Genomic DNA, 13,354 nt, shown 5'->3' on the forward strand with positions numbered 1-13,354 from the left:
CGAAGGTTGGTCATCTCAGGAGATTCCAAACTCTTTGCTGATGAAGTCGAAGATCTCGTCGTCGCTGGCCGCGTCGAGGTCGGGCCGGTCCGGTTCGGCGGTGGGCCCGGCCCCCAGGTCGGACGCCTTGGCGAGCAGGTCCTGCATCCGGGCGGTGAACCGGGCCCGGGCCGCCGGGTCGAGCGGGATGGCGTTGAGCAGGCTCTCCACCGTGTCGATGCCCTGGAAGAGGGGCTGCGTGGAGGGCGCCGCGTCGGCGGCGATCTCGCTGGTCAGCTTCTCGGCGAGCGCGGTCGGCGTCGGGTAGTCGAAGACCAGCGTCGCCGGCAGCCGCAGCCCGGACAGGCCGTTGAGCCGGTTGCGCAGGTCGACGGCGGTGAGCGAGTCGAAGCCCAGGTCGGTGAAGAGCCGGTTCGGGTCGACGGCGTCGGCGCCGGCGTGGCCGAGGACGGCGGCGATGTTCGCCCGCACCACGTCGAGCACCACCTTGAGCCGCTCCGGGCCGGCCAGGCCGGCGAGCCGCTGGCTGAGCTGCACCCCGCCGGAGCGGGCGCCGGTGGCGTCGACGGAGCGCCGCAGCGGCACCCGGACCAGGGCCCGGAGCATCGGCGCGAGGGTGCCGGCCTCCGCCTGGCCCCGCAGCGTCCCGACGTCCAGGCGCATCGGCACGACGGCCGCCGCGTCGAGCCGCCACGCGGCGTCGAAGAGGTTCAGCGCCTGCTCGGTGGCGAGCCCGGCGGCGCCCTGCTCGGCCATCCGTCGCACGTCGTCGTCGCCGAGGTGGCCGGTCATGCCGCTGGCCTGTTCCCAGAGGCCCCACGCGAGCGAGATGCCGGCGAGTCCGCGTGCCCGGCGGTGCGCCGCGAGGGCGTCGAGGAAGGCGTTCGCCGCCGCGTAGTTGGACTGGCCGGCGCTGCCCAGGGTGGCCGCCGCCGAGGAGAAGAGGACGAAGGCCGCGAGGTCCGCGTCGGCCGTGAGGCGGTGCAGGTGCCACGCCGCGTCGATCTTCGGCACGGCGACCGCGTCCACCCGGTCGGGGGTCATCGACTCCAGCACGCCGTCGTCGAGGACGCCGGCGGCGTGCACCACGGCGGTGAGCGGGTGCGCGGCGGGCACCCCGGCCAGCAGCGCCGCCAGGGCGTCTGGATCGGCGGCGTCGCACGCGGCGACCGTCACCTGCGTACCGGTGCCGGCGAGTTCAGTGACCAGGTCGCCGATCCCCTCGGCCGCCGCGCCGCGTCGCCCGGCCAGCAGCAGGTGCCGCACGCCGTGGGTGGTGGCGAGGTGGCGGGCCAGGATGCGGCCCAGCACGCCCGTCCCGCCGGTGATCAGCACGGTGCCGTCCGGGTCGATCCCGCCGGGCAGCGGCTCCACCCCGGCCGGGACCCGCCCGAGCCGTGGCGTGCGGACCTGCCCGGCCCGCACGGCGAGCTGCGGCTCGCCGGAGGCGATCGCGGCGGCCAGCGCGGCGGCGCTGTCCGGGGTGTCGTCGAGGTCGACGAGCTGGCACCGGCCCGGGTGTTCGAGCTGCGCGGTGCGCAGCAGACCCCAGACCGGGGCCTGGCGCAGGTCGACCGCCTGCTGCTCCCCTGCCGCGACCGCGTTCCGGGTGACCAGCACGAGCCGGGACTCGGCGAACCGGTCGTCGGCGAGCCAGGTCCGCAACGCGGCGAGGGTACGGTGCGTCGTGGCCCGGGCCTGCCCGGCCAGCGCCGGGTCCGTCGGGTCCCCGGCGTCGCCGATCGGGACGATCACCGCCTCGGGGGTCGGCCCACCCCCGGCGAGCAGGTCACCGAGCGAGTCGAGGTCGACGTCGGTACGCACCCGGGCGCCGGCCGCCTCGCAGGCGGCACTGAGGGCCAGGTCGTCGCCGAGCGCCACCCAGCGGATCGCCGCCGGCACGGGGCCGGTGGGCACCGGCAGCACCGGCCAGTCCACCTGGAACAGCGACTCGTGCCGACCGGAGCGGGCCGCGCCGAGCGAGTCGCCGGAGACCCGGCGCATGATCAGCGAGTCGACGTGCAGCACCGGGGCGCCGGTGGCGTCGGCCACCTGGAAGGAGACGCCGACCTCACCGGCCGCGGCGACGCGCACGCGCAGGGCGGTGGCCCCGGCGGCGAGCAGGGAGACCCCGGTCCAGGCGAACGGGAGGCGCGGCACGCTGGCGTCGGCGCCGTCGCCCATCCGGCCGAGGAAGCCGCCGATCGACATGGCCTGCAACGCGCCGTCCAGCAGCGCCGGGTGCACGCCGAAGCGGCCGGCCTCGGCGTGGTGGTCGGCGGGCAGTTCGACCTCGGCGAAGACCTCGTCGTCGCGGGTCCACGCGGCGCGCAGGCCACGGAACGCCGGGCCGTACCCGAAGACGGTCGCCTCGATGCCGGAGTAGAAGTCGTCGGCCTCGACGCGCGTCGCGCCGGGCGGCGGCCACACCCCCAGGTCGAAGGCGGGCGCGGCGTCGGCCGGCTGCGGGCCGAGCAGACCGGTGGCGTGGCAGGTCCAGGCGACGTCGGCCAGGATCTCGTCGGAGCCGTCCCGGTAGGGCCGGGAGTAGAGCTGGACGGTACGCCGCCCGTCGTCGTCCCGGTCGCCGACCATGAGCTGCACCTGGAGCGCGCCGAGTTCGGGCAGCACGAGCGGGGCGAGCAGGGTCAGCTCCTCCACCGTCGGGCAGCCGGCCTGCTCGCCGGCGTACGTGGCCAGTTCCACGAAGGCGGTGCCGGGCAGCAGGATGTTGTCCATCACCCGGTGCTCGCCGAGCCACGGGTGGGTACGCACCGACAGCCGCCCGGTGAAGACCATCCGCTCACTGTCGGGGAAGGTCAGCGTGGCGCTGAGCAGCGGGTGCCCGGCGTCCTGGAGGCCGGCGGAGCTGACGTCCTGCGCCCGGTGGACCGGAGGCTCGACCCAGTACCGCTGGTGGTCGAAGGCGTACGTGGGCAGCGCGACGGTGTCGGCCTCGGCGAGGACCGTGGTCAGGTCGACGGGCAGGCCGATGGTGTGGGCGATGGCGAGGTTGGTCAGCAGCCGCGTCGCGTCGTCGTCGCCGCGCCGCAGGCTGCCGAGGGTGTGGCCGGTGGCGCCGGTGTCGTCGAGGATCGCCGTCACCGGCATCGTCAGCACGGGATGCGGGGAGATCTCCACGAACGTGGTGTGCCCGGCCGCGACGGCCACCCGCACGGCCGCGTCGAACCGCACGGTCTGCCGCAGGTTCTCGTACCAGTAGTCCGCCGTCATCGAGGACGGCTCCACCCAGTCCCCGGTCAGCGTGGAGACGAGCCGGACGCTCCCCTGCCGCGGGGTCACGTCGGCCAGGTCGGCGCGCAACCGCTCCGCGACCTCCTGCACCGCGGCGGAGTGCGACGCGTAGTCCACCGGGATCAGCCGGGCGCGCACGCCGTCGGCCTGGCACGCCTCGACGAGGTCGGCGACCGGCTGCGGCGGACCCGACACCACGACGGTGGAGGGGCCGTTGACCGCCGCGACACCGACGCCGGGGAAGGCCGGCAGACGCTCGGCGACGGCGTCGGCGGAGAGGTCGACCGACGCCATGGTGCCGGTACCGCGCAGCACCGTCAGGGCCCGCGACCGCAACGCTACGGCCTTCGCCGCATCCTCCAGGGACAGGATGCCGGCGACGCACGCGGCACCGATCTCGCCCTGCGAGTGACCGATCACCGCAGCCGGAGCGACACCCGCGTGCTGCCACACCGCCGCCAGCGCCATGCCCACGGCCCACAGCACCGGCTGCACGACCTCGACCCGCGCCAACCACGACTCGTCGTCACCGGTCAGCACCGACACGAGGTCCACGTCCAGGTACGGGGCCAGGGCACGCTGGCACTCGGCCAGACGCGCGTCGAACACCGGCGTACGACCGACAAGGCCGGCGGCCATCCGCGCCGACTGCGCACCCTGCCCCGGGAACACGAACACTGGACCCGCGCCGTGCGACAAGGCCGTGCCGGCGACCACGTTGCCGGCCGGCGCCCCGGAGGCCAGGGCGTCGAGCCCCGCCAGCAGGTCCTCGACGGTCGAACCGACCACGGCGGCCCGCTGGTCGAACACCGACCGGGTCGTGGCCAGGGACCAGCCAACCGCAGCCGGATCGACCTCGCCGCGCCCGCGCACGAACTCCGCCAGGCGGGCCGCCTGACCGGACAGCGCGCCCTTCGAGCGCGCCGACACCGGCCACACCGCGACGTCCGACGCCACCAGGCCCGGGCCGGGCTCGGCCGGAGCGGCGACCTCGAACGGCTCGTCGGCCTGCTCGATGATCACGTGGGCGTTCGTGCCGGAGATGCCGAACGACGACACCGCCGCCCGACGCGGGCGGTCCACGGCCGGCCACGGTCGCGACTCCGTCGTCAGCTCGACGGCGCCGGAGGTCCAGTCGATGTGCGGGGACGGCTCGTCCACGTGCAGCGTCGCCGGCACCATCCCGTGCCGGATGGCCTGCACCATCTTGATGACGCCGGCGACGCCGGCGGCGGCCTGCGCGTGGCCGATGTTCGACTTGATCGAGCCGAGCAGCAGCGGCCGGTCGGCCGGCCGCTCCCGCCCGTACGTGGCGAGCAGGGCCTGCGCCTCGATCGGGTCGCCCAGCGTGGTGCCGGTGCCGTGCGCCTCCACCACGTCCACGTCGGCGGTGGACAACCGCGCCGACGCCAGCGCCTGCCGGATCACCCGCTGCTGCGACGGCCCGTTCGGGGCGGTCAGGCCGTTGGAGGCGCCGTCCTGGTTGATCGCGGAGCCGCGCACCACCGCGTACACGGTGCGGCCCTGCCGACGGGCGTCGGAGAGTCGCTGCACGAGCAGCATGCCGACGCCCTCGGACCAGCCGGTGCCGTCGGCGGACGCGGCGAAGGACTTGCACCGCCCGTCGGCGGCGAGGCCGCGCTGCCGGGAGAACTCGACGAACGCGGTCGGGGTGGCCATCACCATGACGCCCCCGGCGAGGGCCATGTCGCACTCGCCGCGCCGCAGCGCCTGGCCGGCCCAGTGCAGCGCGACGAGGGACGACGAGCAGGCCGTGTCCAGCGACACCGCCGGCCCCTCCAGCCCGAACGTGTACGCCACCCGTCCCGAGATGACGCTGCTGGTCATCCCGGTCAGCATGTAACCCTCGGCGGCCTCCGGCGAGTACGCGAGCAGCGAGCCGTAGTCCTGGCCGCTGGTGCCGACGAAGACGCCGGTGCTGCTGCCGCGTACGTCGGTGGGGTCGATGCCGGCCGACTCGAAGGACTCCCAGGTGGTCTCCAGCAGCAGCCGCTGCTGCGGGTCCATGGCCAGGGCCTCGCGGGGCGAGATGCCGAAGAAGCCGGGGTCGAACTTGTCCACGCCGCTGAGGAAGCCGCCGCCGCGGGCGTAGAAGGTGCCGGGGGCGTCCGGGTCGGGGCTGTAGAGGCTGTCGAGGTCCCAGCCGCGGTCGGTCGGCAGGTCGCTGATCGCGTCGACTCCGTCGACCACCAGCCGCCACAGGTCGTCGGGCGACCACACCCCGCCGGGCAGCCGGCAGGCCATCCCGATGATCGCGAGGGGCTCGTCGTCGCCGACCGACACGGTGGGGGTCGCGGGCCGCACCGGAACCGGGGTGCCGGCGATCTCCGTACCCAGGAAGGCCGCCAGGTCGTGCGGGGTCGGGTAGTCGAAGACGAGGGTGGCCGGCAGGCGCATCCCGAACGCGTTGTTGAGCCGGTTGCGCATCTCGACGGCGGTGAGCGAGTCGAAGCCGAACTCGCTGAACGCGCGGCGCGGCTCGATGGCCGCCGGGTCGGGGTAGCCGAGCACGGCGGCGGCCTGGCCCCGGACGATCTCGACGAGCGCGGCGGCCCGTTCGGACTCGCCGAGCCCGGCGAGCTGCTGCACCAGCGACGCGCCGGTGGCGGCCGCGGCGGCGCGGGCGGGCGTGCGGATCAGCGCCCGGTACAGCGGCGGAATGCTTCCGCCGGCGAACTGCACCTTCATCGCGGCGAGGTCCAGCCGGGCCGGGACGAGCGCGGCGTCGGTGGTGCGGCAGGCCGCGTCGAAGAGGGCGAGCCCCTCCTCGGCCTCCATGGCGGCGACGCCGGAGCGGGAGATCCGGTTGAGGTGGACGTCGTCCAGCTCGGTGGTCATGCCGCTGCGGTCGGCCCAGAGGCCCCAGGCGAGGGTGAGGGCGGCGAGGCCGCGCGCCTTGCGGTGCTGGGCCAGCCCGTCGAGGAACGCGTTGGCGGCGGCGTAGTTGCCCTGGCCCGGGCCGCCGGCGGTGGCGGCGAGCGAGGAGTACGAGACGAACGCCTTCAGGTCGAGCTCGGCGGTCAGCTCGTGCAGGTGCCAGGCGGCGTCCACCTTCGGCCGCAGCACGCCGTCCATCCGCTCGGGGGTGAGCGAGGAGATGACCCCGTCGTCGCGGACGCCGGCGGCGTGGATGACGGCGGTGAGGGGGTGCTCCGCCGGGATGCCGGCCAGCAGCTCGGCCACGGCGTCGCGGTCGGCGACGTCGCAGGCGGCGACGGTGACGCTCACGCCGAGCGCCTCCAGCTCGGTGCAGAGTTCCGCGACGCCCCCGGCGGCGCGACCGCGCCGGCTGGTGAGGATCAGGTGCCGGACGCCGTACGTGCTCACCAGGTGCCGGCTCATCAGCTGGCCGAGGGTGCCGGTGGCGCCGGTGATCAGGACGGTGCCGTCCCCGTCGAACGGGGCGGCCGGCGGCTCGCTCGGGGCGGGGACCCGGGTGAGCCGGGCGCCGGCGGCGACGCCCGCGCGGATGACGACCTGCGGCTCGTCGGTCGCGACGGCCGGGACGAGCGCGGCGGCGCAGCCGGCGATGTCGTCGACGTCGACCAGCACGAACCGCTCGGGGTTCTCCGACTGGGCGGAGCGGAGCAGGCCGATCACGGCGGCGCCGGCCAGGTCGGTCAGGTCGGTGTCCCACTCGGTGGCGACCGCGCCCGAGGTCAGCACCACCAGCCGGGAGGCCGTGTAGCGGTCGTCGGCGAGGAACTGCTGGAGCACGGCGAGCGCCCGGTGGGTCACCTCGGCGACGGCCTGGGGCACGTCCGCCGACGCGGGCGGGTCGAGGAACGGCACGACCAGCACGCCGGGTGCCTCCGTCCCCTCGTCCATCGCCGTGGCCAGGGCGGTCAGGTCCGGGTACGCCGCCACGGCCGTGCCGGTGGCCGCGACCGCGTCCGTGAGCGCCGCCGCGTCGCCGAGCACCGCCCAGTCGACGGTGGACGGGCCGGCGGGCAGCGCGAGCGGGGCCCACTCGACCCGGAACAGCGAGTCGGTGCCGCCGCCCCCGGCGGTGCGGAGCTGGTCGGCGGAGACCGGCCGCAGGACGAGGGAGCCGACGGAGATGACGGGCGCGCCGGTGACGTCGGTGAGCAGCAGCGAGATGCTGTCGGGGCCGGTGTGCGAGACCCGGACCCGGGCCGCCGCGGCCCCGGCGCCGTGCAGGGCGACGTCGTTCCAGGAGAACGGCAGCCGACCGTACCCGGGGGGCATGTCCGCGCCGGACGGCTCGCCGGCCGGCGTGGTCAGGCCGAGGGTGTGCAGCGCGGCGTCGAGCAGGGCCGGGTGCAGGCCGTACCCGCCGGCCTCGGCGGCGGGGGCCTCGGGCAGCGCCAGCTCGGCGAAGAGGTCGTCGCCGCGCCGCCATGCGGAGCGCAGGGCGATGAACGACGGGCCGTAGTCGTAGCCCTGGGCGGCGAGGTTGAGGTAGAGGTCGTCGGTGCCGACCTCGGTCGCGCCGGGCGGGGGCCAGGTGGTCAGGTCGGACCAGCCGACGGGGCCGCTCGGCGCGGCCGGGCCGCTGGCCAGCACGCCGCTGGCGTTGCGGGTCCAGGCCCGCTCGCCGGCACCCTCGGTCGGCTCGCCGTCCTGGGCGGAGTGCAGCGACACGGACCGGCAGCCGGTCTCGTCCGCCGGGCCGATCCAGAGCTGGATGTCCACGCCCCCGGTCTCCGGCAGGATCAGCGGCGATTCCAGGGTGAGTTCGCGGACGTGGTCCGCGCCGACGTGCGCGCCGGCCTGGAGGGCGAGTTCGACGAAGCCCGTCCCGGGCAGGAGCACGGTGTCGAAGACGACGTGGTCGGAGATCCACGGGTGGGTACGCCGGGCCAGCCGGCCGGTGAACAGGAAGCCCTCGGCGTGCGCGACGCCGACGGCGGCCCCGAGCAGGGGGTGCTGCGCGGGCCGCAGGCCGACCGCGGTGACGTCGCCGGTCCACCCCGCCCCCGCCTCGGGCCAGTAGCGCTGGTGCTGGAAGGCGTACGTGGGCAGGTCCACCCGCCGCGCGCCGGTGCCGGCGAACCACGGCTGCCAGTCCACCACCACCCCGTGCACGTGCAGCTCGGCCAACCCGGCCAGCAACCCCTGCGCCTCGGGCCGGTCCTTGCGCTGCACGGCGACGCTCAGCGCGGCGTCGTCGCCGGGCAGGATGTCGGCCGCCATCGCGGTCAGCACGCTCTGCGGGCCGACCTCCAGGAACGTGTCGACCCCGGCGGCCCGCAACGCGGCCACCCCGTCGGCGTACCGGACCGCCTCCCGCACGTGCCGCACCCAGTAGTCGGCGGTACGGATCTCGTCGGCGTCGGCGAGCGCCCCGGTCACGTTCGACACGATCGGCAGCGCCGGCGCGGCGAACGTCAGCCCGGTCAGGACGGCGCGGAACTCGGCGAGCATCGGCTCCATCAGCGGGCTGTGGAACGCGTGGCTGACCGTGAGCCGGCGCGTGCGCGCGCCCCGGTCCCGCCAGGTCCGCTCGACCTCCGCCAGGGCCGCCACGTCGCCGGAGACGACCACCGAGGTCGGCCCGTTCACGGCCGCGACGCCCACCCGGCCGGCGAGCCCGTCGAGCGTGGCGAGGACGTCGGCCTCGGCGGCCGCGACGGCGAGCATGCCACCGCCGGTGGGCAGCGCCTGCATCAGCCGGCCCCGCGCCGCGACGAGCGCACACGCGTCGGCCAGGGACAGCACCCCGGCCACGTGCGCGGCCGTGACCTCACCGATCGAGTGGCCGCCCACGAACTCGGGCGTGATCCCGAACGACTCCACCAGGCGGAACAGCGCCACCTCGACCGCGAAGAGACCGGCCTGGGTGAAGACCGTCTGATCCAGCAACGCCGCGTCGGCCGTACCCGCCTCGGCGAACAGCACCTCCCGCAACGGGCGCGGCAGCAACGCATCCAGGTACACGCACGCCTCGTCCAGCGCGGCGGCGAAGACCGGGAACCCGGCGTACAGCTCCCGGCCCATGCCGGCGCGCTGCGCGCCCTGGCCGGAGAAGAGCACCGCCAGCGAACCCCGGCCGCCGGCCTGGCCCGTGACGACCGCGCCGGACGGGTCGCCGGCGGCGAGGGCGCGCAGCCCGGCCAGCAGGTCGTCGCGGCCGGTCGCGGAGACCACGGCCCGGTGGTCCAGGGTGGAGCGGGAGGTGACCGACGAGAACGCCACGTCGAGCGGGCGCAGGGTGTCGTCGGCGGCCAGCCGGGCCGCCCAGCGGCCCGCCTGAGCGGCGAGACCGGCCGCGTCACGGGCCGACACCGGCACCGGCACGACCGGCCGCTCGACCACCGGCGCGGCGGCGCCCGACGGGGACTGCGAGGGCTCCGGGGCCTGTTCCAGGATGGTGTGCGCGTTGGTGCCGGACACCCCGAACGAGGAGACCGCCGAGCGGCGCGGCCGGCCCACCGCCGGCCACGGCGTCGCCTCGGTCACCAGCGAGACCTCGCCGGCCGACCAGTCGACCTCGGGGGTCGGCTCGTCCACGTGCAGGGTCGGCGGCACGACGCCGTGCCGCATCGCCATCACCATCTTGATCACACCGGCGACCCCGGCGGCGGCCTGGGCGTGCCCGATGTTCGACTTGACCGACCCGAGCAGCAGCGGCGGGGAGTCCCCCCGGTCCTGCCCGTACGTGGCCAGCAGCGCCTGCGCCTCGATCGGGTCGCCGAGCCGGGTGCCCGTGCCGTGCGCCTCCACCACGTCCACGCCACCGGCGGCGAGGCCGGCGTTGGCCAGGGCCTGCTGGATCACCCGCTGCTGCGACGGCCCGTTCGGGGCGCTCAGGCCGTTGGACGCGCCGTCCTGGTTGACCGCGCTGCCCCGCACCACGGCGAGGATCGGGTGGCCGTTGCGCTGCGCGTCCGAGAGCCGCTCCAGCAGCAGGACGCCGACGCCCTCGGACCAGCCGGTCCCGTCCGCGGCGGCGGCGAACGCCTTGCACCGGCCGTCGGCGGCGAGGCCGCGCTGCCGGGAGAACTCGACGAAGGCGGCCGGGGTGCACATCGCGGTGACGCCGGCGACGATGGCGAGGGTGCACTCCCGCTGCCGCAGCGCCTGCCCCGCGAGGTGCAGGGCGACCAGGGAGGACGAGCAGGCGGTGTCGATGGTGACCGCCGGCCCCTCCAGCCCGAAGGTGTAGGCGATCCGGCCGGAGACCACGCTGCCGGCGTTGCCGGTCATCAGGTGCCCTTCCAGGCCCTGCGCGGCGCCCATGAGCACGGTGCCGTAGTCCTGACCGGTGCTGCCGGCGAAGACGCCGGTGCGGCTGCCGCGCAGCGAGTGCGGGTCGATGCCGGCCCGCTCCAGGGCCTCCCACGAGGTCTCCAGCAGCCAGCGCTGCTGCGGGTCCATCGCCAGCGCCTCGCGGGGGGAGATCGCGAAGAAGCCCGGGTCGAAGTCGGCCAGGTCGTGGACGAAGCCGCCCTGGCGGGTGTACGACGTGCCGGCCTGCTCCGGGTCGCTGTCGTAGAGCGACCCGAGGTCCCAGCCGCGGTCCTCCGGGAAGTCGGAGACCACGTCCCGACCGGACGCGACGACCTCCCACAGGTCCTCGGGCGACCGCACCCCACCGGGGAAGCGGCAGCTCATGGAGACGATGGCGACCGGTTCCTGTTCACCGGCCTCCACCTCGCGCAGGCGCTGACGCACCTGGTGCAGGTCAGCGGTGACCCGCTTGAGGTAGTCGAGAAGTTTCGCCTCGTCAGCCATGGACCGCGCACTCCTTGTGTTGACCCGTCGTCGCAGCAGCGATCACGTCAGGACATCCCCAGCTCGCGGTCGATGAAGTCGAAGACCTCGTCCGGCGTCGCGTCCTGGAGCTTCTCGGCGACGGTGTCGCCGTCCGCCGGCGCGTCGGCCTCGTTGAGGGAGGCCAGCAGCGCCCGCAGTCGCTCGGTGATCCGAATTCGGGCGCTCCGGTCCGGCGCCGAGCCGGAGAGCGCCGCTTCCAACCTGTCCAGCTCACCGAAGACCGGCGCGACCCCGACCACCCCGCCGTCGACGATCGCGGCCCGCACGTACTCGGCCAGCCCGGCGGCGGTCGGGTAGTCGAAGACCACCGTGGCGGGCAGCCGCACGCCGGTCGCCGCGGTGAGCCGGTTGCGCAGCTCCACGGCGGTCAGCGAGTCGAAGCCGAGTTCCCGGAACGCCCGGTCCGGCTCCACGGCGTCCATCGAGGCGTGTCCGAGCACCGCGGCGGCCTGCCCGCGCACCAGCTCCAGCAGGGTCTTGCGGCGTTCGGCGTCGGTCTGCCCGGCGAGCAGGGCGGCCAGGGACTCCGCGGAGACGCCGGTGTCCTCGGCCCGCTCGGCGACCGCCCGCCGCGCCTCGGCCACGCCCGCGATGAGCGGGCTGGGCCGGACGGCGACGAATCCGGGCACGTACCGCGCCCAGTCGATGCCGGCCACCATCGTCGCCGGCTCGCCCCGCGCGACGCACTGCGCGAGCGCCGTGAGCGCGGGTCCGGTGTCGAGACGGGCCACGCCGGTGCGTCGGCGGCGCTCCTCCACGGCCTGGTCGGTGGCGGCCATCCCGCCGGCCGCCCAGGGACCCCAGGCGACCGAGGTGGCCGGCAGACCCTGCCGGTGCCGCTGCTCGGCGAGGGCGTCGAGGTAGGCGTTGGCGGCGGCGTAGCTGCCCTGACCGGCGGCGCCGAGCTGGCCGGCCATCGCGGAGAACAGCACGAACGCGCGCAGTTCCCGCCCGACGGTCAGCTCGTGCAGGTGCAGGGCGCCGAGCACCTTCGGTCGCAGGACGGTGGCGAGGCGGTCGGCGGTGAGCCCGTCGAGCACCCCGTCCTCCAGGACGCCGGCCGCGTGCACCACGCTGGTCAGCGGCGCGTCGGCCGGCACCTCGTCGAGCAGCTTCGCCAGCGCCGCCCGGTCGGCGACGTCGCAGGCCGCGACGGTCACCCGGGTGCCCGCCCCGGTCAGCTCCCGAGCCAGCTCGGTGGCGCCGGGGGCGTCCGCGCCACGACGGCTGACCAGCATCAGGTGCTCGGCTCCCCGGGCGGCCAGCCAGCGGGCCACCTCCGCGCCGAGCGCGCCGGTGCCGCCGGTGACCAGCGTCGTGCCCGGGTAGCCGGCCTCGTCGGTGGCCGCCTCGCCGCCGGGCGCCCGCACCAGCCGGCGTACCAGGATGGTCGCGCCGTCGACCGCGAGCTGGTCCTCGCCGTCGAGGCCGGCGAGCGCGGCGCAGAGCAGGTCCCAGCCGTGGTCGTCCAGGGTGGCCGGGACGTCGACCAGGCCGCCCCACCGCTCGGGGTGTTCCAGGGCGACGACCCGGCCGAGGCCCCAGAGCAGCGACTGCTCCGGTCGGCCGGGCGCTCCGCCCCGGGTGGTGCCGGCGGCGCCCCGGGTGACGCACCACAGCGGCGCGGCCACGTCGAGGTCGCCGAGCGCCTGGATCAGCGCCAGCGAGCGGGCGAGGAAGGGCGGCACCGGCTGGGTGTCGTCGACCGCGCCGTCGGCGAGGGCGAGCAGCGACAGCACCCCGTCCACCGGGGCCACCTCGCCGTCGGCGGTGCGGGTGGCGCTGGTCAGGTGCGCGGCGAGGGCGGCCCGGTCGGTCAGGTCCTCCGGCAACGCCACCAGCCGGACGTCGGCGCCCCGGCGGGCCAGCTCGGCGACGGCGGCCTCGCCCTCCTCCGGGCGCCGCTCGTCGGCGATCACCCACCAGGCGCCGGGAAGGAAGCTGACGGGCGTGCCGGTGTACGGCTGCCAGACGCTGCGGTACCGCAGGTCGTCCAGGGTGGAGCGGTTGCGCTGCTGGCGCCGCCAGGAGGCGAGCACCGGCAGGGCCGCGCCCAGCCGTTCCAGGGACTCCGCCGCGTCCTGCTCGGTGAGTTCCGCGAGCGCGGCCAGGTCCTCGCGTTCGACGGCCGCCCAGAACGCGGAGTCGACGCCGCTGGGGGTCTCCTCGGTGCCGTCCTGCCCGGTCGTCGTGGTCGGCCAGAACCGGCTCCGGTCGAAGGCGTACGTGGGCAGCGCGACGGCGTCGGCCTCGGCGAGGACCGTGGTCAGGTCGACGGGCAGGCCGATGGTGTGGGCGATGGCGAGGTTGGTCAGCAGCCGCGTCGCGTCGTCGTCGC

At 75.9% G+C, this 13,354-nt stretch carries 2 protein-coding genes; both read right to left on the reverse strand.

The genetic code is table 11. The features are described 5' to 3' along the window. Positions 1–15 precede the first annotated feature (15 nt). Complete coding sequence (locus AB0G08_RS16300; protein ID WP_358088026.1) at positions 16–10,974, reverse strand: SDR family NAD(P)-dependent oxidoreductase; 10,959 nt, start codon at positions 10,972–10,974, stop codon at positions 16–18. A gap of 47 nt (positions 10,975–11,021) precedes the next feature. Beyond that, a partial coding sequence (locus AB0G08_RS16305; protein ID WP_358088029.1) for an SDR family NAD(P)-dependent oxidoreductase occupies positions 11,022–13,354 on the reverse strand: 2,333 nt, incomplete at its 5' end.

Source organism: Micromonospora sp. NPDC023644 (genome assembly GCF_040640115.1).
Lineage (GTDB): Bacteria > Actinomycetota > Actinomycetes > Mycobacteriales > Micromonosporaceae > Micromonospora.

What these genes read in the sequence shown, in the direction of transcription:
- AB0G08_RS16300 (WP_358088026.1), bottom strand. Translation starts at nt 10,974, where the DNA reads ATGGCTGACGAGGCGAAACTTCTCGACTACCTCAAGCGGGTCACCGCT.